We start from the raw sequence: 22,045 nt of genomic DNA, 5'->3' as shown, positions 1-22,045 counted from the left end.
AAAGGACCGGGTTGCTACGCCGGCCTGGCGGGACCAAAGGTGACAGGCGCTCAGCTGGCCACGGCGGGAAGGGAAGCAAGGCGGACGGGGCGGCCGGCGTCGTCGAACCTCGCTCCCGCGCCCAGCTGGATGAAGCGCACGGTCCTGGCCACCCTGGCTTCCAGTTCCGCGGGCTCGTCACTGCCCCTTGCCGCGCTGGAGGAGAGCGTGCCAAGGATCAGCTGCGCCTGCTGGCCGATGTCCGCCGTCGGCAGGTACCCCTGCTCCATCCCGTCGCGCAGGATGCCCTGCAGCAGGACGCTCAGCTCGCCCACGTGGTCCGCGAGTTTGGCAAAGGACGACGGCGACAGCACGGCTCCCATCGCCGGCCCGGGCGGCAGGTGGCGGCGGCTGAGGTCCACCACCTGGGCGCGCACGTACAGTGCCAGCCGTTCCACCGGGTTGTCCAGGCGGCCAAGGGCTTCGCGGAGCTCGGACAGGAACTTCTCCGTCTCCTCAAGGGCGTAGGAGATCAGGAGCTCTTCGATGTCCGCATAGTAGTTGTAGACGGCGGTCCGGCCCACCCCTGCATGCCGGGCCACATCCGTCATGGTCAGCCCGGGAAGGCCGTGGGAAAAGAGGAGCTCGCCGAAGGCGGTGAGGATGCGGCGCTGCGTTTCCGCGCGCTGCTCGGCGTTGCTGGCCGCTGTAATCCTAGGCATGTAGACACTTTACCGCGAAGTGTCACCAAACCGCGGTTATAGCTGCACGGAGCAGCCGTCCGGGCCGCAGGCTTCGCCGTCGGTGGAGTTCACCAGCACCAGCGGGTTGGCATCCTGCCAGGCCTGCGTCAGCGCCGCGGTGAACGTTTCGACGGGCTGGGCGCCGGAGAGACCGAACTTGCGGTCTATGACGAAGAACGGGACTCCGCTGATGCCCAGGGCGCGGCCTTCCTCGAAATCGAGCCGGACGTCGTCGGCGTACTTGTCCGTGGTGAACAGCTCTTCAGCTTTATCGGCGCTGATGCCCAGGTCGAGGGCGAGCGACGTCAGGTATCCGCGGTTGCCGATGTCCCTGCCGTGCTCGAAGTGGTCGCTGAGCAGGCGTTCCTTGGCTTCGTCCTGCTTGCCGTGGGCGGCGGCAAGATGAATCAGGCGGTGTGCGGTGAAGCTGTTCGCCACCACCACCGAATCGAACCGGTAGTCGAGGCCCTCGCCCTTGGCCTGCTGCGTGACGTGGTCAAACATCTGCGAAACCTGCTGCCGGGGCATGCCCTTGCGGCTGCTGAGGTAGTCCAGCTCGGTCCCGTCGTAGTGGTCGGGGAGGGTGGGATCCAGCTGGTAGCTGCGCCACTTCACGTCCACCGCTTCCTTGTGCGGGAAGGCAGCCAGGGCTGCCTCAAAGCGGCGTTTTCCGATGTAGCACCACGGGCACGCGACGTCCGACCAGATCTCAATCTTCATATTGGGGCCAACAGTGGATTCCCGGCCACCATTCCGAAAACCGTTGTTAGATACCGCACACAGGGTCTTGTCCGCCGGGTGGTCTTGGGCAATAGTCAGACTGTGGGTTACACGGACGCCCCGGGGTGTTGCTGTCTCCACAACTGCGGAAACCGAAGCAGGTTCCGCAGATAAAATTGCTTGGCCAGCTGGGGAGCCCGGCCTGTTCTAGGCGAGGCCACGAATGCGGATAGGACTGGTTGCAGGACCATGGATTCCGGTTCCACCGGTGACATATGGCGGCACCGAAAGGGTAGTGGACAGCCTGGCACGCGGGTTCCGCGGGGCTGGACATGAGGTACTGCTGGCAGCGTCCCCGGAAAGCAGCTGCCCCGTGCCGAGGGTTCCCGGAATGCGGCCTGCAGAACAGGGCGGGTTGAACTGCACCCTCTCGGAGCTGAGCCATGTGGTCAGGGCCTACAAGGGGCTGCAGGACGCGGACGTCATCCATGACCATACGATTGCCGGACCGCTGTACCTGCACCGCCCTGACAGGGTTCCTATGGTGACAACCATGCATGGACCGCTCACGGCTGACTCTGCTGACATCTACCGTGCCATTGCACGCAGGGGAGCAGTCATCGCCATCTCAAGGGACCAGACCTCGCATGTCCCGGACGTTCCAGTGACCAGGGTGATCCATCACGGCATGAACGTCTCCTCAGTACCGGTGGGCTCCGGTACAGGAGGCTACCTGTGCTTCGTGGGGCGGGCCTGCCCCGACAAAGGCCTGCTGGAAGCCATCATGATTGCCCGCGAGGCGGGCATGCCTTTGCGGATCGCGGTCAAGATGCGCGAGTCAGAGGAGTTGCGCTACTTCCATGAGGTCATTGAACCCCTGCTGGGACCCAACGAAGACTTTGTGGGGGAGGTCGATGACGCAGCCAAATACAAGCTGATGGGTGAAGCGCTGGCCTTCCTGAACCCCATCCAATGGTCGGAGCCCTTCGGACTGGTCATGATTGAGGCGCTTGCCACCGGTACCCCGGTGGTAGGCACGGCCGTGGGGTCCGCGCCCGAGATCATTGATCATGGCCGGACCGGATTCTTGGGGCGCATCCAGCAACTGGCGGGCTTTGTGCAGGAAGCGGAAGGCCTCAGCCGGGCAGCCTGCCGGAAGGTTGCGGAGGATCGGTTCAGCGAGGAGCGGATGGTGAATGAGCACCTATGGCTTTTCGAGAGGCTGGTTGCAGGGGAGCCGCCGGCAGGGGTTCCGGATACGGCCAGGTTGCACCAGAATCTTTAAGGGATGGTCTTGGGGATCCGCGAAAAGCCCGCCGCCTAGCGAAGGAGTGCCTTCATGACCGCATGGAACGCCGATACCGAAGCCGGCGCATCCGAATCAGGGTCGGTCACGATCGTGGAAGGGTCCTCGTTCTGCATCTCATCTGAAACGGGTGACATTAGTGCTGACGCCGGCGCAAACGGGGCATTTTTCCAGGACACCCGCATCATCTCCCGCTGGATCCTGCGGATCAACGGCGCGCTTCGTGAGCCCCTCGTCGCCCAGAAGCCCCAGCCCTTCGGAGCCACCTTTGTTGGCCGGGCAAAGTGGCCCGACGGCAGGTTCGACAGCCCCCTGGTGGTCCGGCAGGCCCGTCACGTCGGGCCAGGCCTGCAGGACGACATCACCCTGGAAAACTTCTCGGCCGAGCCGGTGGATTGCGAGATCGAGCTGCTCCTGGATGCCGACCAGGCCGATCTCTTCGACGTCAAGGGCGGCCGGACAACGCAGGGCGCTGAGGCCACGCGCGAAGTAGTTGACGGCAGCCTCGTCATCGAGGCCGGCCGCCACGGACAGCGGCGGGGAACCTCAATCAGGGCAGCAGGTGCCGACGTCGGCACCGACGGACTCCGCTTCCACGCTACGGTGCCTGCCAGGGGCAAGTGGGCCACCAGCGTTATTGTGGTGCCACTCGTCAACGGACAGCCACCGGCCGATCCTTTCACCGAGGAGCGGCTTCCACGCCACCGCGAAGGGGTACGCCGGCACCGGGCCTGGGAGGAAAACGTCCCCCAGGTCACAGTGACGGACAGCAACCTGCAGCAGGTGCTTAACCGCAGCCAGAGCGACCTGGGCTCCTTGCGGATCTTCGACGAGCACCATCCCGGCCGGGTGGCGGTGGCAGCTGGGGCGCCGTGGTTTATGGCCCTGTTCGGCCGGGACTCGCTGCTCTCCTCCTACATGAGCCTGCTGGTGAGTCCGAAACTGGCCGCCGGAACGCTGCAGACCCTGGCCGGGCTGCAGGGAACCAAGGTGGATCCGGACTCGGAAGAAGAACCGGGACGCATTCCGCACGAGGTGAGGCTGGGTGTGACTGCCGGGCTGTCGCTGGGAGGCATAGCCTATTACGGCACAGCAGACGCCACCCCGTTGTTCGTAGGCCTCCTGGGCGAGCTGAGCCGCTGGGGCCTCTCGCGCGAGATCATCCACCCCCTGCTTCCGCATGCGGACCGTGCCCTGGACTGGATTGAGAAATACGGTGACCGCGACGGCGACGGATTCGTTGAGTACAAGAGGCCCAATGACCACGGGCTGGTCAACCAGGGCTGGAAGGACTCCTGGGACGGTATCAACTTTGCTGACGGCACCATGGCAGAAGCTCCTATTGCCCTGTGCGAAGTTCAGGCGTACGTCTACTCCGCTTATATCGGCAGGTCGCTGCTTGCGCGCTGGGACGGCGATGTGGCTCTGGAACAGCATTGGGCCGACAAGGCCGCTACCCTCAAGGCTGCCTTCAATGAAAAGTTCTGGCTGCCGGACAAGGGTTATTTCGCGGTGGCGCTGGACAAGGACAAACGGGCAGTGGATGCCTGTACCTCGAACATGGGCCATTGCCTCTGGACGGGCATCGTGGACGAGGACAAGGCGCCGTCCGTGGTGGAGCATCTGATGTCGCCCCAGATGTTCTCAGGCTGGGGCATCCGCACCCTGGGCTCGGACATGGGCGCCTACAATCCCGTGAGTTACCACAACGGTTCGGTCTGGCCGCACGACTCTGCGCTGGTGGCCACAGGGCTAATGCGATACGGCTTCGTGGAGGAGGCGCGGCGGGTTGCTTCCGGCCTCATTGACGCCGCCGAACACTTTGACGGACGGCTGCCGGAACTGTTTTGCGGTTTTGACCGCGGCGAGTTCGCAGGACCTGTGCCCTACCCCACCGCGTGCTCACCCCAGGCCTGGGCTGCGGCGGCACCGGTGCAGCTGATGCGCGTGCTGCTCCGCTTCGACCCTGTCTACACCCACGGAGTGGTGCACTTGGCGCCGATCCTCCCCGAGGACATGGGCGATTTCGAGGCTGCGAACGTCCTGATCGACACCTCCCGAATCACCATCAGGGCCCACGGGACCGGCGGCAGCATTGATGGGCTCCCGCCGGGCCTGAAGCTCTTATCGGAGCCACGTCCGCCCCTGGCCTACCCGCCAAAGGCTCATCAGCACGCCTGAAGGCACCAGCATTGATGGCACCGAGGCTGGTGCAGCCGTCAGGGGACTGCGCGCTCCAGCACGAAGTCATGCTCCACGGTGCTGCCCAGTCTGAACGACTTGGTGCCGACCTTGCGGAATCCGGATTTTTCGTAGAAGCGGATGGCCTTGGCGTTCTGGCTGTTGACACCCAGCCAGACGCCCCGCCCTCCTGCGTCCGCCGCCGCGTTGAGGCTGGCGTTCATCAGTTCCGCAGCGGCACCGAGCCCGTGGTGTTCGGGGTGCACGTAGCACTTGCTGAGTTCCACCGATGGCAGGATTTCCAGCGCTGAAACCACGTCCGGGTCTGCCGCCGGCCGGTTCACCAGCAGGCTGTAGCCGCGCAGGGCGCCGCCGGCATCGATCACCAGGATGGTGACGTCCGGGTCGGCGAGGTACGCCTGGAAGTGCCGTTCGCTGAGCGTGTTGGCAAGGTGCGCCGCGATGTCCTGAGGCGACGACGACGGCGGGCACGCCAGCGGAAAGGTGACGGCCGCCAGCGAAGCCAGCGGGCCGGCGTCGTCCGTTGTTGCCTTTCGGATGGTAGGGGTCATGCAGGGATTGTACTTGGCCCGCCTTCCGAGTTTTTGTCCATGTATGCAGGGCTCCAGGCCTCCTAAGCCTGCATACCTGGACAAAAACTCTTCGGGTTACTGCTTGAAGGCGGCGTCGAAGGAGGTGTTCGACGGCGGGAAGTCGAACTTCTTCAGGGCGGCGAGGGCTTCGGGGGCGCCGTGCAGGCGGTCCATGCCGGCGTCTTCCCACTCGACGGAGATGGGGCCGTTGTAGCCGATCGCGGTCAGGGCCCGGAAGGAGGCTTCCCAGGGGACGTCGCCGCGGCCGGCGGAGACGAAGTCCCAGCCGCGGCGGGGGTCGCCCCAGGCGAGGTGGGAGCCCAGGACGGTGTTCCGGCCGGTCTGGCGAACCTTGGTGTCCTTGCAGTCCACGTGGTAGATCCGGTCCTTGAAGTCCCAGATGAAGGACACGGGGTCGATGCCCTGCCACATCATGTGCGACGGATCCCAGTTCAGCCCGAACGCGGGACGGTGGCCGATCGCTTCGAGGGTGCGGACGGTGGTCCAGTAGTCGTAGGCGATCTCGGAGGGGTGGACTTCGTGGGCGAAGCGGACGCCGCATTCGTCGAAGACGTCCAGGATGGGGTTCCAGCGGTCGGCGAAGTCCTGGTAGCCGGCGTCGATGACTTTTTCGGGGACGGGCGGGAACATGGCGACGTACTGCCAGATGGAGGAGCCGGTGAAGCCGACGACGGTGTCCACGCCGAGTGCCTTGGCGAGCCGTGCAGTGTGCTTCATTTCCTCGGCGGCACGCTGGCGGACGCCTTCGGGGTCGCCGTCGCCCCAGACCTTGGACCCCACGATGGCTTCGTGGCGGAAATCGATGGGGTCATCGCAGACGGCCTGGCCCTTGAGGTGGTTGGAGATGGCCCAGACCTTCAGGTTGTACTTCTCCAGCACGGCGAGCTTGGACTCGACGTAGCCGGGCTCGTCCCACCGCCAGGCGTCCAGGTGGTCGCCGGAGACGGCGATCTCGAGTCCGTCGTACCCCCAGCCGGAGGCCAGCCGCGCGACTTCCTCGAAGGGCAGGTCGGCCCACTGGCCAGTGAACAGGGTGTAGGGGCGGGGCATGTCAGGCTCCTTCGGTGGTGGTTGCGGCAGGCCGGGCGGCGGGAGTGAGCTGGATGGTCGAGCTTTTTGCGGCGGCCGACTCCTCGACGGCGTTCAGGATGCGCTGGACTTCCAGCCCGTCCTCGAACGACGGCGAAGGTTCAGTGCCGCCGTCGATGGCGAGCAGGAAGTCGCGGACTTCGTGGGTGAAGGTGTGCTCCCAGCCGATGATGTGGCCTTGCGGCCACCAGGCGTCCAGGTAGGGGTGTTCGGGTTCGCTCACCAGGATCCGGCGGAAGCCCTGCTCGCGGGCGGGCGCTGTGGCGTCAAGGAACCGGAGCTCGTTCAGGTTCTCCAGGTCGAACATGATGGCGCCCTTGTCGCCGTAGACCTCCAGCTGCAGGGAGTTCTTCCGGCCGGTGGCCACCCGGGAGGCCTCCACTGAGGCGACCACCCCGGAGGCCAGGGTCAGCGTTGCCCAGGCGGCGTCGTCGACAGTTACGTCTTCAAGTCCCTGGGCGCCGGGCCGGCGGCGCACGAAGGTCTGCAGGCGGCCCGAGACCTCCGTGACCTGGTCATCGAGCAGGAAGAGGACCTGGTCGATGGCGTGGGAGGCGATGTCCCCCAGCGCACCGGAGCCTGCGGTGTCCTTCGTCAGCCGCCAGGTCATGGGCGCGGACTCGTCGGCGAGCCAGTCCTGCAGGTAGGCTGCGCGGACCTGGCGGACGGTACCGAGCCTGCCTTCGGCGATCAGCTCCTTCGCAAGGCCCAGGGCGGGAACGCGGCGGTAGTTGAACCCCACCATCGACTGCACACCCCTGGTCCTGGCTGCCTGGCCTGCGGCGGTGATGGCCTCAGCTTCGGCCAGGGTGTTGGCCAGCGGCTTTTCCAGCAGCACGTGCTTGCCGGCTTCGAGGGCAGCGATGGCAATCTCGGCGTGCATCCAGCCCGGGGCGCAGATGTCCACGATATGGATGTCGTCCCGGCCCAGCACGGAGCGCCAGTCGGTGGCCGTTTCGTTCCACCCGTACTTTGCAGCGGCTTCCGAGACTGCTGCGGCGTCCCTGCCCACGAGGATTTTCTGTTCGAACGCGGGGACGTCGAAGTAGCTTGCCACGTTCCGCCACGCGTTGGAATGTGCCTTGCCCATAAAGGCGTAACCGATCATCGCTACGCCCAGCGGGCCCTTGTTGCCTGGTTCCTGGCTCATGCGGAAGCCCGAAGTGTCAGGGTTTCCGGGGCCCAGTCTTCGGGGAGCGCCGGCGACGGGGACGCCGAGCTGGCCACGTCCACGAACGTCCCGGATTCCACGGATTCATTGATGGAGACCATGGCATCCAGGACATGGTAGGCCAGCTCACCTGTCGCGCGGTGCGGGACACCTGCGCGGATCGACCTTGCCATATCCAGCACACCCATGCCGCGGCCGTTCGCCGGGCCGGTGGCGGGGATGGTGGTCCAGTCCTCGTCGCCTGCGCGCCAGAGCTTGATGTCGCCGTCGAAATAGTTGGGATCCGGCAGTGAGATAGTGGCCTCGGTGCCGGTGATCTCCACGAAGCCCATCCGCACGCGCGGAGACTCGAACGAGAACACGCTGTGCGAGGAAGCGCCGCTTTCGAACTGGGCCATGGCGGACACGTGGGTGGGGACCTCCACGGTGAACTCTTCGCCGGCTTTGGGCCCCGAACCGATCACGCGGACTTCTTTGGCCTTGGACCCGACGGCGGCCACTTTGCGGATGGAGCCGAAGGCCTGGATCAGCGTGGTGAGGTAGTAGGGACCCATGTCGAACAGGGGGCCGGCGCCGTGCTGGAAGAGGAATGCCGGGTTGGGATGCCATGATTCCGGGCCAGGGGTCTGGAACGTGGTCATGGCGGTGAGGGGGGTTCCGATATCGCCGCGCCCGATCAGCCGCAGTGCGGTCTGCAGGCCGGCGCCGAGGAACGTGTCCGGAGCGCAGCCGAGGCGGATTCCTGCGGCGTCAGCGGTTTTGAGCAGGCCCAGGCCGGATTCGCGGTCCAGCGAGAAGGGCTTCTCGGTCCAGACGTGCTTGCCGGCATTTACGGCGGCCGTGGCAACTTCCACGTGGGCGGCCGGGATGGTCAGGTTGACGATGATTTCGACGTCGGAGTGGTTCAGCGCCTTTTCCACTCCGCCCCACTCGGGGATGCCGTATTCCTTGGCGCGGGCTTCCGCCGCTTCCTCGAAGAGGTCCGCGATGACGTGCACCTTGAGGTCCGGGAAAACGGTGAGGTTGTCCAGGTACTGCTTGCTGATGTTCCCGGCGCCGATGACGGCAACGCCTACGGGACCGCGCCCGGTTGCGGCGCTCAGGGGCGATGCGGCGCTCATGCTTCTGCTCCTGCCGTGGCGGTGCCGGACTCCTGCAGGAACTTCAGGCTCTGGGCGATGCCGTCGAAGATGTCGCCGTCGTAGTCATCAAACTCCACCACTCCCGCTTCGAGCGACTTTGCTGCTGCGATGACGTCCAGGACCGCCACCTTGCCCTTGCCCGCCGGCAGTTGGGCCTTGGTGTCGGTGGTCAATGGCCCGTCCTTGATGTGGATGAACTTCACGCGGTTCCCGAGCTTGGTGAGGATGTCCACGGGGTCCTGGCCGCCGACGGCTACCCAGTAGGTGTCTACCTCCAGAACCAGCTCGGGGTCCAGCAGGTCAGCGAAGTATTCAAGGGCGGTCCGGCCCTCGATGATGGACTCCAGCTCCCACTGGTGGTTGTGGTAACCCACCCGAACGCCGTATTCGGCACCCTTTTTGGCTGCTTCGTTCAGCTGGGCGGCAGTCGCCTGGACGTCCTCCGCGGTCTGCCAGCGGTCTGCGGGAATGAACGGATCGATCACTGTGCTGATGCCCAGTTCCTTCGCTGCAGCGAAGATCTCGTCCTGGTCCTGGCTCAGCAGCGGTGCATGGCCGGAAGGTGCGGTGAGGCCGTTTTCCCGCAAAGCCGCGCCAAGCTCGTTGGCAGTGGCCACAAAGTTGTAGGGCTCAACCTGGGTGAAGCCGAGCTGCGCCACTTTTTTGATGGTGCCGGAAAGATCCTCACGGATAGCGTTCCGCACGGTATAGAGCTGGAGGGAGTAGGACATGTGCTCTCCTGAGTTTGTACTCGGTTCCGGGTTGCAGGGAGTGGTCTCGGCCACAGCCCATAGGTCTACTGCAAAGCTAGGGCTACTTTTGCTTTGCGTCAAGCAAAAGTTGACCGCGTGACATGCAGAAGTAGCCGTGCTATCTATTTCCTATGACCAAGACAGCAGGCAGCAGTACCGCAGCGTCTGAGCCTGCCACAGCCCAGGGCGGGGCGGGCGACCTGTTCCAGCTCCTCCGCGACGGTAAAGCGCGGACGCGGGCCGAACTGGCGCTGACCACCGGCCTGGCGCGCTCCACCGTGGCAGCGCGCATTGACGCGCTCATCGCATCAGGACTGGTTGGCCCTGCCGGTGAGGCGAACTCGAGCGGCGGAAGGCCGCCGTCGCGCTTTGCCTTTAACCCCGCGGTGCGCGTGGTGCTGGCGGTGGATGTTGGGGCCACGCACATGATCGTCGCCGTCACGGACCTCAACAGCAATGTCCTCGCCGAACAGCGCCTGGCGCAGGATGTCGCGGACGGCCCGGAGGCCGTCCTGGCCCGGGCGGTCAAGGAGGGATTGTCGCTGCTGGCCGTGGCCGGGCGGGATGCGGCTGACCTGGCAGGTGTCGGGATCGGCTTGCCGGGGCCGGTGGAGCACTCCACCGGCCAGCCCGTCAAGCCGCCCATCATGCCGGGCTGGGACGGGTTCGACGTCGTCTCCTACGTCCAGCGCTCCCTGCCGGTCCCGGTGCTGGTGGACAATGACGTGAACATTATGGCGCTGGGGGAGCGGACCGCGCACTGGCCCGAGGACGACAACTTCCTGTTCATCAAGGTGGCCACCGGAATCGGCTCCGGGATCATCAGCAGCGGCACCCTGCAGCGCGGTGCCAACGGTACCGCCGGCGACCTGGGCCACGTGCGGGTCCCCCGCGGCGACGACGTGCTCTGCCGCTGCGGCAACTACGGCTGCCTGGAGGCTTTGGCATCCGGTCCGGCGCTGGCTGCGGAGCTGAACCGGCAGGGAGTGCAGGCCGAGAAGGGCAGTGACGTACTGCGGCTTGTGGCGCAGGGAAACCTGCAGGCCATCCAGGTGCTGCGCCAGGCGGGCAGGGACGTCGGCGATGTCCTGGCTACAGTGGTCAATCTGCTCAATCCGTCTGTCGTGGTGATCGGCGGAAGCCTGGGCCAAGCCGGGGAACACCTGATGGCGGGTGTACGCGAGGTGGTTTACCGGCGCTCGCTGCCGCTGGCCACGGCCCAGCTTCGGATCGCACTGTCCCTCGCCGGTGACCGGGCTGCCATCCTGGGAGCAAGCCAGATGGTGACCCAACATGTGTTGGCCCCGGCAGCGATCGAGGCAACCCTTCAGGCGACCGGGTAGCCGGCTGCAAACCGCTCAACCGTCCCGGAGGCTGAAACCGGCTCAGGCGGAGATCACGCGCACGGGTGAGCCGGCGAGCCAGGCTTTCACATCCTCCAGCGCCCCGCCGTAAAACTGCCGGTAGCTCTCCCGCGTAACGTAGCCCAGGTGCGGGGACAGCACCGTGTTGGGGGCACTGAGGAGCGGGTGGCCTGCGGGCAGGGGTTCGTGGTCAAAGACATCCAGCGCGGCGCCGGCTATCCAACCTTCGGACAGGGCGCGCACCAGGGCGTCCTGGTCAACCAAAGGACCTCTTGCGGTGTTCACCAGGACGCCGTCGGGCCCGAGCAGCCGCAGCTCCGGTTCGCCCACTATGCCCTCGGAACGGGGAGACAGGCGCAGGTGGAGCGTGGCGACGTCGGAATTTCGAAAAAGGTCCGCCTTGGACACCTTCCGCACCCCGGCTTCCGCTGCGTCCTCCTCTGCCAGGTTCTGGCTCCATGCAAGGACCTCCATGCCGAAAGCCTGGCCGTAGGCGGCAATCCTGCGGCCTATCTTGCCCAGGCCCACCACGCCCAAGGTCTTGCCCGCGAGTTCGAACCCCACCGTGCTCTGCCAGCCGCCGGAGCGGAGCGAGGCGTCCTCGGCGGGGATGTTGCGCGCAATGGCCAGGAGCAGTGCCCACGTCAGTTCCGGGGCGGCGGTGGGCGATCCGGGAGTACCGCACACGGTGATTCCGAGCTCTGCTGCCGCCTCCACATCGATCGAGGCGTTTGCCATGCCGGTGGTCACCAGGAGCTGGAGGGCGGGAAGCTTTTCAAGCACCTCCCGCGGGAAGGCCGTCCGCTCCCGCATCGCAATGATGATGGTGACACCTGCCAGGGCGGACACCAGCGCGTCCTGCGATGCGAACGGCTCCCGGTAGGAGGTGACCGCCACGCCGTCGGCCTCGAGGGAGGACCAGTCCGCGAAGCCATGCGCCACGTCCTGGTAGTCGTCAAGGATGGCAAGCCGGTGCTGCATGGTGTGTCCTTCGTCCCGGAGTCTGCGGCTGTGATGTTCATCGTAAGGCAGGACCGGCACGCCGCCACGGGGAACTGCCGTGTTGGTGCCCGTGATAGCAATGGGGGTAATGAAACGAGATCAAACCCCCAAGCCCTGCCGGTGATGGCCCGCTTCCTCGCCAGGATTCCGAACACCTGGATCCTGCTGGCCTGCATCGGGCTGCTGGCGCTGAACCTTCGCGGCCCCTTTGTGGCTGTAGCCCCGGTAGTGGATGTTATGCAGGCCGACCTGGGCTTTTCCCCGGTGGTGCTGGGGCTGCTGACCAGCATCCCGGTGCTGTGCTTTGCGCTCGCAGCACCCCTGGCCTCACTGGTGGCCCGCGGGTATGGCGCCGAGTTCGCCGTGACCCTCACCATCCTGGGCGTGCTGGCCGGGGTGGTCATCCGTTCGGCCGGCGGCCCGGCACTGGTGCTGGCGGGGACAGTGGTGATTGGCCTTGCCATCACCATCGGCAACATCGCCGCGCCCCTCATCATCCGCCGCGATTTCCCGCCCTTGCGGCAGGGAACGGCCATGGGCGTTTACACGGCGGCGCTGAACGTTGGCTCCTTCCTGACCTCGATGGTCACGGCCCCGCTGGCCGAACTGGCGGGGTGGCGGCTGGCGCTCGCGTCGGTGGGGATCTTCGCTGTGGCGGCCATGGTCTGCTGGGCGCTCGCCGTCGGACTCCGCATCGCCTTTGTTCCTTCCCCCGCTGATGTCCCGGCCGGCCCCAGGGACGGAACGCGTGCCGGATCGGCATGGACCACGGCGGGGCTGACGGCTGCGTTCGCAGGCCAGGCCTTCTCCTACTACGCCGTCACTGCGTGGCTGCCCAGCTACCTCAATGACGAACTTGGCATGTCCGCTGCTGCGGCCGGAGCGGGATCCTCGCTGTTCCAGGTGTTTGCCATAGTGGGCGGCCTCGGGGTGCCGTTCGCCGCCAAATACTTCAGTACGACGACGGCGGCCGTCACCTTGGGCCTGTTGTGGACGACCGTGCCGGCCGGGCTCCTGCTGGCCCCGGAGCTTTGGTGGCTTTGGTCCGTCTTTGGCGGGGTTGCCCAGGGCGGCGGGATTACGCTGATCTTCATCGCCATCATCAAGCTGGCCCGCGACCAGGTTGCCGCCGGCCGGATGTCCGCCACCGTCCAGGGGCTGGGTTACTGCTTCGGTGCCGTCGCTCCACCCCTGGTGGGATACGTGCACGACGTCTCAGGATCCTGGACACCGGCCCTGCTGGTGATTCTGGCGTCGGTGCTGACGTTCTTCCTTGCTGCCACCCTCTCCGTGCGGCGGGTGCCCAAGGGGCGGTAAGGCGTAACAGCAGCCCGCCGTCGTCGTGCGTTCCCCCCCCAGGACGTCGTTGTGCTTTCCCCCCGCCGTCCGCGTGCTTTCCCCCGCCGTCGCCGGCCTGGCCCCCCGGGACGCTCTCTCATTTGATGCTGCTTAACGACCGACGCTCTCTCACTTTCTTCTGGAAAGTGAGAGAGCGTCCTTGGATTTGTTGCGTTAAGTGAGAGAGCGTCCGGTGTCGTGGGGGGTGGGGACGCCCGGCACCGGAGCTGCTCAGAGGGTGCTCCGTCGCCGGGCCGGCCCTCCGGATTTCGGAGGTGCCTGTTGCGGAGGGCGTGCCGGCCCGGCGGACGGAAGTCTTGGTTATGCTGCAGCGAGCTCCTCTACCGATGCGCGCTCGCGGGCTTCGGTGAGATAGCGGGCGTAGGCGGGGAGGGTGAGGAAGGACGGGAAGTCCTGGGCGAGGGTGACTTCTTCGAAGATGTCGCGGGCGTCCTCGAAGCGGTCGCCGTCGAAGCGTTCGAGCCTGGCGAATTCCTGGTCCAGGAGCTCCTCGATCCACTCGTGGGTGACGATTTCGCCATGATCGGTGATGGCCCGGGCGTAGATCCACTGCCAGAGCTGGGAGCGGGAGATCTCGGCAGTGGCGGCGTCTTCCATGAGGTTGTGGATGGCGACGGCGCCGTTGCCGCGGAGCCAGGATTCGATGTAGCGGATCCCCACTTCGATGTTGTTCCGGATGCCCTGTTCGGTGATGGTGCCCTCGGTGGCGGCCACGTTGATCAGGGCACGGTCGTCCGGGATGACGTCCTCGCGGGTGCGGTCCAGCTGGTTGGGCTTCGCGCCCAGGATGGAGTCGAACACCTCGCGGCAGACGGGCACCAGGTCGGGGTGGGCCACCCAGGAGCCGTCGAAGCCGTCGTTGGCTTCGCGGGTCTTGTCGGCGCGGACCTTTTCGAAGGTGTTGGCGTTCGCTTCGGGGTCCTTGCGGTTGGGCACTGCCGCTGCCATCCCGCCGATGGCCATGGCGCCGCGCTTGTGGCAGGCGCGCACGAGCTGTTCGGTGTAGGCGCGCATGAAGGGCTGGGTCATGGACACCTGGCCGCGGTCCGGGAGGACGAACCGTGGGCCGCGGGTGCGGAAGTTCTTGATGAGGGAGAAGATGTAGTCCCAGCGGCCGGCGTTCAGGCCGGCGGCGTGGTCGCGCAGTTCGTAGAGGATTTCCTCCATCTCAAAGGCTGCGGTGATGGTTTCGATCAGCACGGTGGCGCGGATGGTGCCCTGCGGGATGCCCAGCAGGTCCTGGGCGAGGATGAAGATATCGTTCCAGAGCCGGGCTTCGAGGTGGTTTTCGATCTTGGGCAGGTAGAAGTAAGGGCCCTTGCCCTGGGCCAGCAGGCGACGGGCGTTGTGGAAGAAGAACAGGCCGAAGTCCACGATGCCGCCCGCCACCGGGGCGCCGTCGATGACCATGTGCTTTTCCGGCAGGTGCCAGCCGCGGGGGCGGACCACGATGGTGGGCAGTTCGCCCCCGGGGCGGAGCTTGTATTCCTTGCCTTCTTCGGTAGTGAAGTCGATCCGGCGCTCCAGTGCGTCGGTGAGGTTCAGTTGGCCTTTGATGACGTTGCGCCAAGTGGGGGTGGAGGAGTCCTCCATGTCCGCGAGCCACACCTTGGCGCCGGAGTTCAACGCGTTAATGGTCATCTTCCTGTCCACCGGGCCCGTGATCTCTACACGACGGTCCTCCAGCCCGGGTGCCGGGGGAGCCACTCGCCAGGACGGATCGTTGCGAATGTGCTCGGTCTCCCGCAGGAACCTCGGGTCCTGCCCGCCGGCAATCTCGGCCCGCCGGGTCCGCCGCGCCTGCAAAAGTTCCTGGCGCCGCTCAGCAGTAGCCCGGTGCAGCTTGGCCACGAACTCCAGTGCGTCCGGAGTAAGAACCTCGTTCTGCCGGCAAATGGGCTGGGCGGTGAGAGTTATGCCATTAATCGTGAAGCTATCGGTAAAGCTGTTCATTTCTGTCTCCTTAAAGACGAAAAGGGAAGTTCGACGGCGGCTAGTGACACAAAGGAGAGGAACGCGCAAAGCCGAAGGAGCGGTGATGCGGCAGCCTGCGTAAAGGGGCCCTGTGCCCGCCCCCGACCGAGTTCTACGAGGTCTTGGGGCGGGCATGGGGATAGCAGGCAGAGCATTGCCGCTTCGAAGGCAAGGGTGACCGGTCCGCCGTCGAGGGGTGGAAATTAGTGGAACTGGCCTTCTTCGGTGGATCCCACCAGGGCCAGGGTGGACGCGTTCGGGTTGAGCGCAGTAGCGATGTCGTCGAAGTAGCCGGTGCCGACTTCGCGCTGGTGCTTGGTTGCGGTGTAGCCGCGGGACTCGGAGGCGAATTCCTTTTCCTGAAGCTCGACGTAGGCGCTCATGCCTTCGCGGGCGTAGCCGTGGGCGAGGTCGAACATCGAGTAGTTCAGGGCGTGGAAACCGGCGAGGGTGATGAACTGGAACGTGAAGCCCATGGCGCCGAGCTCGCGCTGGAACTTGGCGATGGTGGCGTCATCCAGGTGCTTGCGCCAGTTGAACGACGGCGAGCAGTTGTAGGAAAGCATCTGATCCGGGAACTCGGCCTTGACGGCTTCGGCGAACTTGCGTGCCAGCTCCAGGTCCGGGGTCCCGGTCTCCATCCAAATGAGGTCTGAGTAGGGTGCGTAGGCCTTGGCACGGGCGATGCAGGGTTCGATGCCGTTGCGGACCTTGTAGAAGCCCTCGGCGGTGCGCACGGGCTGTCCGCCTTCGCGAAGGATGAATTCCTGGTCCCGTTCGTCCACGTCGGACGTGATCAGGGTCGCTGCCTCCGCGTCGGTGCGGGCGATGACCACCGTCGGGGTGCCGGCGACGTCGGCCGCGAGGCGGGCGGCGTTCAGGGTGCGGACGTGCTGCTGGGTGGGGATCAGGACCTTGCCGCCGAGGTGGCCGCACTTCTTTTCGGAGGCGAGCTGGTCCTCCCAGTGAACGCCGGAGGCGCCGGCCTGGATCATGGATTTCATGAGTTCGTAGGCGTTCAGCGGGCCGCCGAACCCTGCCTCGGCGTCGGCAACGATCGGGACCAGCCAGTCCTCGACGGTCTGCACGCCCTCGGCGAATTCGATCTGGTCTGCCCGGAGCAGGGCGTTGTTGATGCGGCGGACCACGGTGGGCACGGAGTTGGCCGGGTAGAGGGACTGGTCCGGGTAGGTGTGGCCGGAGTTGTTCGCGTCCGCAGCCACCTGCCAGCCTGAAAGGTAGATGGCGCGGAGCCCGGCCTTGACCTGCTGCACGGCCTGGTTGCCGGTCAGGGCGCCGAGGGCATTGGTGTACTTGCCTTCCTTGTGCTCTTCGGTGAGCTGCTTCCACAGCTTCTCCGAGCCGCGGCGGGCCAGGGTGTGTTCTTCGGAGACGCGGCCGCGGAGACGGACGACGTCGGAGGCTGAGTAGTCCCGGGTCACACCTTCCCAGCGGGGGTTGGCGGCCCACTCGAGCTCCAGGGCGGCGGCCTGCTGTGTTGTGTCCTGGCCGGGCGTCTGCTGGGTGGGCTCAAATGCTGCAGTCATCGTTGATCTCCTTGATTGAGCTCCGGGATCGGTAGGCGGGAACCGCGCCTTTGCGGTTCCCGCTGGCTTCCCGGTGCGGTGTTTCTTTCCGTGATCACTACTTTTCAGCACTTCCAACAGGGTTGGTAGAGAAAAACGTGGAAAGAAATGCAGTTCTTCCCGTATTCTTCAAAAATGTCGCTTACAAGCTGGAACAGGGAAGTATCCCCACCGCAGTCGCCGGGGGCGGCGGTGGACCTGGACGTCATCTCGCTCGGCCGCCGTGTACGCCATCTGCGCAAACAGGCAGGGCTTACGCTCGAGGGCCTGAGCGCCGCCGTCGGGACAGCGCCGAGCCAGCTGAGCCTGATTGAAAACGGAAAGCGGGAGCCCAAACTTGGCCTGCTGCAGCACCTGGCGTCCGCACTCAACGTCAGCATCGATCAGCTGCTCGGAGCCGAACCGCCGAGCCGCCGGGCCGCCTTGGAGATCGAGCTTGAGCGGTATCAGCGCGGACCCCTCTATGAATCCCTGAACCTGCCGAAAATCCGCATCAGCGCGCGGCTTCCGCTGGATGTGCTCGAGGCCCAGGTGGGGCTGCTGCAGGAGCTCGAACGCAAGATGAACGAGCAGGTGGCCACCCCGGAAGAAGCCCGTCGGGCCAATGGTGAACTGCGGGCCATGATGAGGGAGCGGGGGAACTATTTTCCGGAGTATGAAGCCGAAGCGCAGAAGGTCCTCAAGGAGGTGGGTTACACCACCGGGCCGCTGAGCCAGCACGTGATCGCGGACATCGCCGAGCACCTCGGTTTCACCCTGCATCATGTGGGCGACCTGCCCCATTCAACCCGCTCCGTCACGGATTTGAAGAACCGCAGAATTTACCTGACCCAAAGCCAGCGGCAGGACCACGATCCGCGCTCTGTACTGCTGCAGGCCCTGGGACACTACGTGCTGGGACACGAAACGCCCCGGAACTACGGTGACTTCCTCGCCCAGCGGGTGGCCACGAACTATTTCGCCGCAGCCTTGCTCCTCCCTGAGCAGGCAACCGTGGAATTTCTGCAAAAAGCCAAGGCGGCGAAGGAAATCGCGGTCGAGGATATCCGGGACGCGTTTGCCGTTTCCTATGAGACAGCGGCCCACCGCTTCACAAACCTGGCCACGAAGCATCTGGGCATCACCACGCATTTTCAGAAGACGCACCAGAGCGGCATCATCTACAAGGCCTACGAGAACGACGGCGTGAACTTTCCTCAGGACCATACCGGCGCCATCGAAGGGCAGCCGTCGTGCAAGGCCTGGACGTCACGAGCCGTGTTCGATGTGCCGGACAAGTTCAGTGCCTACAGCCAGTACACGGATACGCCGTCCGGTACCTACTGGTGCACGGCGCGCACGGAACGTTCCGCCGCGGGGGAGTTTTCACTGAGCATCGGGGTGCCGTACCAGCACGTGAAGTGGTTCCGCGGGCGGGAGACGACTGCGCGGGCTGCGTCCAACTGCCCCGATCCCACCTGCTGCAAACGCCCGCCCGAATCGCTGACGTCGGAGTGGGCCGGGAACGCGTGGCCCTCCGCCCGGGCCCACTCCCATCTGCTGGCCGCAATGCCGCCGGGGGCGTTCCCCGGGGTGGACGAAACCGAGGTGTACAGCTTCCTGCAGGCGCACTCGGGAAGCTGAACGCTCTCTCACTTGATGCGGCCATTTCTCCAACGCTCTCTCACTTGATGCGGTGTTTGCCGAACGCTCTCTCACTTGATGCGTCCCTTTCGAAACGCTCTCTCATGTGCCTGCGGGAAGCTGTGGTTCGACCCGTGGACGGCGAGAAAGCGTTGCCGATTCCGATGCTGGAGGTGATGGGGCGTTGCCAATATGGGTGCTGGATATGGTGGAGCGTCGCCCTTTACCCGTGCAGCTCCCGGTAGGCAGAGGCAGCTGCCGGGTGCAGCGGCAAGCCTGCCGTGTTGATGAGGGATTCCGGGCTGAGGAACTGGACCCCCAGGCTGGACCGGGGAATGAGCTCTTCGGCGTGGCCCACCAGCAGCTCCACGGTCCGCTTCACGGTGGTGTCCGTCAGGTCGCTGCGGCAGAGCAGCAGGTTGGTCACGCCAACTGTCCAGACGGCGGGAAGGCCTTCGTAGGCACCGGCTGGGATCAGCACCCGGTCATAGAAGGCGCCGTACCTCGCACGCAGGGACGGAAGCAGCACGGAGATATCCAGGAAGTTGAGCCCCACGTCGCCATGGGCAGCAGCGATGGCGGCTGTGGGAACACCTCCGGACCAGAACAAGGCGTCCGCTGATCCCTCTCGTAGCGCCGTCAGGCCATCATTCAGCCCCAGGTTCAAAACGGTGACCGCTCCGCCGGGGCCAGCGGCACTTTCACCCGCAGCGACGGAGCGGAGGCCCGCAGCTTCAAGCAGGCGCGGTGTGGTGAGGGAAGTCCCTGAGCCTGGTTCGCCCACTGCCACCGTCCTGCCAGCCAACCCGGCAATGCTGCTGATGCCCCCGGCCTTCCGGACGACGCAGTGGACGTAGTTTTCGTAAACCCTTCCGAGAGCCGTGATTCCGACGCCGGTCGCGCCAGCTTCCGCTGCGCGTTGGGCTGCGGCATCAGCGAGGGCGACGGCGAACGTGGCCCGCCCGCTCAGCAGGTGTTCAAGGTTGTCCAAGCTGCCACCGGTGGTCAGGGCCATGGCCTGCCGAGCCACCCGGTTGCGCTGCAGGGAGGCGGCAAGCAGGCTGGCAAACTCGAGGTAGAAACCGCCCGGTTCACCCCCTGCAACCGTAACGGAGTCCAGCCGATCGTCCGCCGTGCAGCTGCCCAGTACCGGTAGCAGCAGGCCGGCGAACCCGGCCGCAACACCGGCTTTGAGGGCCGCACGCCTGGACAGCCGGCATGAGCTCAGGTCAGACATGGGGGCCGCCTGCCCTTTGGCTTGCGGCACCTTGAACTTCCGGTGCCCGCGGGAACTCAAGGGTAGCGGCCAGCCCGGAGGGCTGAGCCTCCCCCAGCAGCAGGCGCCCCCCGTTGGCGACGGCCAGTTTCTCCACGATCGTCATGCCCAGCCCATTGCCGCTGATGCCCCGGTGCTTCGGCGAGCGCCAAAACCGGTGCGAGGCATGTGCCCTTTCCGCGGGTGAAAGCCCGGGCCCGTCGTCGGACACTTCAATCGTCACAAGATCCCTGTCAACGCGGAGTGACACCGAAATGTTGGCGCGGCCCGCGTATTTGATGGCGTTGTTCAGCAGTTCTCCCACCATTTGTGCGAGATCGTCCGGGTTGCAGGCGATGAGCGCAGACTGCCAGGGAGGGCTGCCGAGGCGAACGGAGGCGCCGGCGAGCCGTGCGGCAGGTTCTACCCGTTCGGCTTCTTCCTGCAGGATGGGGAAGGGGTCAATTGCGGCCTGGTCCCCCCTGAAAAGCAGGTGGCCGGGTGCGCCGGCGGAGTCCTCCAGGGCACGGTGTTCGGCGGCCGCCAGCTTTAGCACCCCGTCAAGGATCTCCTCTACACGCTCAAGCTCAGCCACCACCGCGGACGCGGCAGCCCGCTCCCGGGAAGTTTTCAGCTCCAGCAGCAACAGGTCGATCCGCAGCCGCAGGGCGCCCACCGGATTCCGCAGCTCGTGGGAAGTGTCAGCGATCAGTTGGCGCTGGGCTTCGATACTGTCGCTTACGCTTCGTGCCATTGTGGTGAAGGAGCGGCTTAATGCCCGCAGCTCCGGTGGACCCTCCGCGGGCAGCCGGCCGCTCCGACCGGTAGTTTCAAGTTCGGCCACGGCGGCGCTGAGGCGGTTCACCGGGCGGAGCACCCATCCGGTCACCTGGGCAGCTCCGATAAGGAGCAGAGCGGCCAGCGCGGCCGCGGCAAGTCCGACGGCGAGCCAGCGCTCGCGCAGTTTCTGCCGGGCAGCGTCCTTGTTGACCTCGAGGACGGCCGCGCCGAGCACTTGGCTGGCACTGCCGAAGGAGCGGGAGATGACCTCGGAACCGGTGCCGAACGGTTGAAGTGGGGCCAGAGCGGTGTCACTGAGGTTCAGGTTTGCCCTGGCCAGGGCATCCTGGACGTCCGCCCTGTCCTCGCTCAGGCCACCGGAGCGCAATGTGCGTTCCTGGAGCCGGACCAGGATTCCTTCCCCGTAAAGCTCCGAGTATCTGTCCATCTCTGCCTGGAGTTGCGTGGCGTCGCCCCCGTCCGTCCCCGCGTCGAACGCAACCTGCGCAAGCCTGTTGAGGGCGGCGGCCCTGTTGATCTGGAGTTCCTGCGTAAGCTCCCTGCTGGCCGAAGCCAGGATGGTGGTGGAAGCGACAAGCACCAGAACGACTATCAGGATGCCCAGGATCCCCAGGACGCGGAGTTTCACGCAGGATCCGCTTCGACGCGGTAGCCAACGCCCCGGACGTTGATGATGAAGCCCGGCATCTGAAGCTTGGACCTCAAGCCGGTCAAGTGCACATCAAGGGACCGCGAGGATGCGAGGAACGCGTCGCCCCACAGCGCGTCGAGGATCTGTTCCCGCGTGACGACTGACCCCGCGTGGCTGGCCAGGAGTGCCAGCAGGTCAAATTCCGTGGCCGTCAGCGGAAGAGTCTGCTGGCCGAGGACGGCCACCCGGCGTTCGAGGTCAACTTCGAGTTCCCCCAGTACGATGCGCTGCTGCCTGGTGTCCCTGGCGCGGCCCGTCCGCCTGGTGACCGCTTCAATGCGCGCGAGGAGTTCCACCAGCTTTACCGGCTTGACGAGGTAGTCATCGGCCCCGGAGCGCAGGCCCAGCACCACGCTGCGTTCGTCGTCGCGTGCCGTGAGGATCAGGATGGGAACGGGGGTGACCTGGCGGAGCTTGCGGAGTACCTCGAGGCCGTCCATGTCGGGAAGCCCCAGGTCCAGCAGGATGACCTCGAACCGCCGGTGCTCGAGGAGCGCGTCGGCGCCACGGGAAACCCTGCTGGACGTATGCCCGGCGGAAACCACGGCCGCCTCAAGGGCGGATGCCATGGCGTCGTCGTCTTCGACGATGAGAACATCCATGCCAGTTCCTGTTCCGTTTAGTCTGTGTGGTTCCCCCTGCCTGCCTTTGGAGGTTACCCTCTCGGCCAGTTTCCGTCCTGCGGCCTGTCCG

18 protein-coding genes are annotated in these 22,045 nt (G+C 65.6%); 5 read left to right on the top strand and 13 right to left on the bottom strand.

Translation table 11 applies throughout. The features are described from left to right. Nucleotides 1-50: 50 nt before the first annotated feature. Nucleotides 51-701, bottom strand: coding sequence for a TetR/AcrR family transcriptional regulator (locus tag G6R19_RS15445; RefSeq protein WP_163166525.1), 651 nt, complete (start codon nt 699-701; stop codon nt 51-53). 36 nt (nt 702-737) lie between these two features. Then, on the bottom strand, nt 738-1,442 hold the full coding sequence (locus G6R19_RS15440) for a DsbA family oxidoreductase (protein ID WP_163166523.1): 705 nt from the start codon (nt 1,440-1,442) through the stop codon (nt 738-740). Between the two features lie 223 nt (nt 1,443-1,665). On the opposite strand from G6R19_RS15440, the gene G6R19_RS15435 reads away from it, so the two are divergent. Continuing rightward, complete coding sequence (locus G6R19_RS15435; RefSeq protein ID WP_163166521.1) at nt 1,666-2,727, top strand: glycosyltransferase family 4 protein; 1,062 nt, start codon at nt 1,666-1,668, stop codon at nt 2,725-2,727. Between the two features lie 54 nt (nt 2,728-2,781). Next, nucleotides 2,782-4,929: an amylo-alpha-1,6-glucosidase gene (locus tag G6R19_RS15430; protein WP_163166519.1), complete on the top strand. Its 2,148-nt coding sequence runs from the start codon at nt 2,782-2,784 to the stop codon at nt 4,927-4,929. Nucleotides 4,930-4,967: 38 nt separating this feature from the next. On the opposite strand, the gene G6R19_RS15425 is transcribed toward G6R19_RS15430, so the two are convergent. From G6R19_RS15425 to G6R19_RS15405, 5 genes are all read right to left on the bottom strand, one after another. Next, complete coding sequence (locus tag G6R19_RS15425; protein WP_163166517.1) at nt 4,968-5,501, bottom strand: GNAT family N-acetyltransferase; 534 nt, start codon at nt 5,499-5,501, stop codon at nt 4,968-4,970. Nucleotides 5,502-5,597: 96 nt separating this feature from the next. Next, nucleotides 5,598-6,593, bottom strand: a complete 996-nt coding sequence (locus G6R19_RS15420; RefSeq protein WP_163166515.1) for a sugar phosphate isomerase/epimerase family protein — start codon at nt 6,591-6,593, stop codon at nt 5,598-5,600. Between the two features lies 1 nt (nt 6,594). Further along, nucleotides 6,595-7,782: a Gfo/Idh/MocA family oxidoreductase gene (locus tag G6R19_RS15415; protein ID WP_163166513.1), complete on the bottom strand. Its 1,188-nt coding sequence runs from the start codon at nt 7,780-7,782 to the stop codon at nt 6,595-6,597. Beyond that, nucleotides 7,779-8,924 carry a Gfo/Idh/MocA family oxidoreductase gene (locus tag G6R19_RS15410; protein ID WP_163166511.1) on the bottom strand — a complete coding sequence of 382 codons (1,146 nt, stop codon included), beginning with the start codon at nt 8,922-8,924 and terminating at the stop codon, nt 7,779-7,781. The genes G6R19_RS15415 and G6R19_RS15410 overlap by 4 nt, the downstream gene beginning before the upstream one ends. Continuing rightward, on the bottom strand, nt 8,921-9,676 hold the full coding sequence (locus tag G6R19_RS15405) for a sugar phosphate isomerase/epimerase (protein ID WP_163166509.1): 756 nt from the start codon (nt 9,674-9,676) through the stop codon (nt 8,921-8,923). The genes G6R19_RS15410 and G6R19_RS15405 overlap by 4 nt, the downstream gene beginning before the upstream one ends. Before the next feature lie 152 nt (nt 9,677-9,828). Here G6R19_RS15405 and G6R19_RS15400 point away from each other — a divergent pair, with 152 nt between their 5' ends. Continuing rightward, nucleotides 9,829-11,040 carry an ROK family transcriptional regulator gene (locus G6R19_RS15400; RefSeq protein ID WP_163166507.1) on the top strand — a complete coding sequence of 404 codons (1,212 nt, stop codon included), beginning with the start codon at nt 9,829-9,831 and terminating at the stop codon, nt 11,038-11,040. 42 nt (nt 11,041-11,082) lie between these two features. Here the strand turns inward: G6R19_RS15400 and G6R19_RS15395 are convergent, their stop codons facing one another. Then, nucleotides 11,083-12,042 (bottom strand): D-2-hydroxyacid dehydrogenase family protein, encoded by a 960-nt coding sequence (locus tag G6R19_RS15395; protein ID WP_163166505.1) that lies wholly within the window; start codon nt 12,040-12,042, stop codon nt 11,083-11,085. Nucleotides 12,043-12,186: 144 nt separating this feature from the next. On the opposite strand from G6R19_RS15395, the gene G6R19_RS15390 reads away from it, so the two are divergent. Beyond that, nucleotides 12,187-13,380, top strand: a complete 1,194-nt coding sequence (locus tag G6R19_RS15390) for an MFS transporter (protein ID WP_163166504.1) — start codon at nt 12,187-12,189, stop codon at nt 13,378-13,380. 342 nt (nt 13,381-13,722) lie between these two features. Here G6R19_RS15390 and aceB read toward each other — a convergent pair whose 3' ends face one another. Together aceB and aceA are read right to left on the bottom strand one after the other, a co-directional pair. Next, complete coding sequence (aceB, locus tag G6R19_RS15385) at nt 13,723-15,375, bottom strand: malate synthase A (RefSeq protein ID WP_163166502.1); 1,653 nt, start codon at nt 15,373-15,375, stop codon at nt 13,723-13,725. A 224-nt stretch (nt 15,376-15,599) separates the two neighbouring features. After that, nucleotides 15,600-16,943: an isocitrate lyase gene (aceA, locus tag G6R19_RS15380; RefSeq protein ID WP_163166500.1), complete on the bottom strand. Its 1,344-nt coding sequence runs from the start codon at nt 16,941-16,943 to the stop codon at nt 15,600-15,602. 147 nt (nt 16,944-17,090) lie between these two features. Between aceA and G6R19_RS15375 the strand changes: the two genes are divergently transcribed. Continuing rightward, nucleotides 17,091-18,605, top strand: a complete 1,515-nt coding sequence (locus G6R19_RS15375; protein WP_163166498.1) for an XRE family transcriptional regulator — start codon at nt 17,091-17,093, stop codon at nt 18,603-18,605. Between the two features lie 223 nt (nt 18,606-18,828). Here the strand turns inward: G6R19_RS15375 and G6R19_RS15370 are convergent, their stop codons facing one another. Genes G6R19_RS15370 through G6R19_RS15360 form a run of 3 tightly spaced genes read right to left on the bottom strand, consistent with a single transcriptional unit; the run spans nt 18,829 to nt 21,954 of the window. Then, nucleotides 18,829-19,842 carry a TAXI family TRAP transporter solute-binding subunit gene (locus G6R19_RS15370; RefSeq protein WP_163166496.1) on the bottom strand — a complete coding sequence of 338 codons (1,014 nt, stop codon included), beginning with the start codon at nt 19,840-19,842 and terminating at the stop codon, nt 18,829-18,831. Continuing rightward, nucleotides 19,835-21,289, bottom strand: coding sequence for a HAMP domain-containing sensor histidine kinase (locus G6R19_RS15365; protein ID WP_163166494.1), 1,455 nt, complete (start codon nt 21,287-21,289; stop codon nt 19,835-19,837). The genes G6R19_RS15370 and G6R19_RS15365 overlap by 8 nt, the downstream gene beginning before the upstream one ends. Further along, entirely contained in the window at nt 21,286-21,954 is a 669-nt protein-coding gene (locus tag G6R19_RS15360) for a response regulator transcription factor (RefSeq protein ID WP_163166492.1), read from the bottom strand. Before G6R19_RS15360 ends, G6R19_RS15365 begins: the two co-directional genes overlap by 4 nt. Nucleotides 21,955-22,045 lie beyond the last annotated feature (91 nt).

The organism is Arthrobacter sp. Alg241-R88 (genome assembly GCF_900537115.1).
GTDB lineage: Bacteria > Actinomycetota > Actinomycetes > Actinomycetales > Micrococcaceae > Arthrobacter.
The sequence above is the reverse complement of the archived record's forward strand: the minus strand, read 5'-3'. Positions and strand labels throughout refer to the sequence as shown.

Coding starts and splice junctions, on each gene's coding strand:
- G6R19_RS15440 (WP_163166523.1), bottom strand. CDS start 1,442: ATGAAGATTGAGATCTGGTCGGACGTCGCGTGCCCGTGGTGCTACATC.
- G6R19_RS15370 (WP_163166496.1), bottom strand. CDS start 19,842: ATGTCTGACCTGAGCTCATGCCGGCTGTCCAGGCGTGCGGCCCTCAAA.
- G6R19_RS15390 (WP_163166504.1), top strand. CDS start 12,187: ATGGCCCGCTTCCTCGCCAGGATTCCGAACACCTGGATCCTGCTGGCC.
- G6R19_RS15415 (WP_163166513.1), bottom strand. CDS start 7,782: ATGAGCCAGGAACCAGGCAACAAGGGCCCGCTGGGCGTAGCGATGATC.
- G6R19_RS15445 (WP_163166525.1), bottom strand. CDS start 701: ATGCCTAGGATTACAGCGGCCAGCAACGCCGAGCAGCGCGCGGAAACG.
- aceB (WP_163166502.1), bottom strand. CDS start 15,375: ATGAACAGCTTTACCGATAGCTTCACGATTAATGGCATAACTCTCACC.
- G6R19_RS15395 (WP_163166505.1), bottom strand. CDS start 12,042: ATGCAGCACCGGCTTGCCATCCTTGACGACTACCAGGACGTGGCGCAT.
- aceA (WP_163166500.1), bottom strand. CDS start 16,943: ATGACTGCAGCATTTGAGCCCACCCAGCAGACGCCCGGCCAGGACACA.
- G6R19_RS15360 (WP_163166492.1), bottom strand. CDS start 21,954: ATGGATGTTCTCATCGTCGAAGACGACGACGCCATGGCATCCGCCCTT.
- G6R19_RS15435 (WP_163166521.1), top strand. CDS start 1,666: ATGCGGATAGGACTGGTTGCAGGACCATGGATTCCGGTTCCACCGGTG.
- G6R19_RS15375 (WP_163166498.1), top strand. CDS start 17,091: ATGCAGTTCTTCCCGTATTCTTCAAAAATGTCGCTTACAAGCTGGAAC.
- G6R19_RS15405 (WP_163166509.1), bottom strand. CDS start 9,676: ATGTCCTACTCCCTCCAGCTCTATACCGTGCGGAACGCTATCCGTGAG.
- G6R19_RS15425 (WP_163166517.1), bottom strand. CDS start 5,501: ATGACCCCTACCATCCGAAAGGCAACAACGGACGACGCCGGCCCGCTG.
- G6R19_RS15420 (WP_163166515.1), bottom strand. CDS start 6,593: ATGCCCCGCCCCTACACCCTGTTCACTGGCCAGTGGGCCGACCTGCCC.
- G6R19_RS15410 (WP_163166511.1), bottom strand. CDS start 8,924: ATGAGCGCCGCATCGCCCCTGAGCGCCGCAACCGGGCGCGGTCCCGTA.
- G6R19_RS15430 (WP_163166519.1), top strand. CDS start 2,782: ATGACCGCATGGAACGCCGATACCGAAGCCGGCGCATCCGAATCAGGG.
- G6R19_RS15400 (WP_163166507.1), top strand. CDS start 9,829: ATGACCAAGACAGCAGGCAGCAGTACCGCAGCGTCTGAGCCTGCCACA.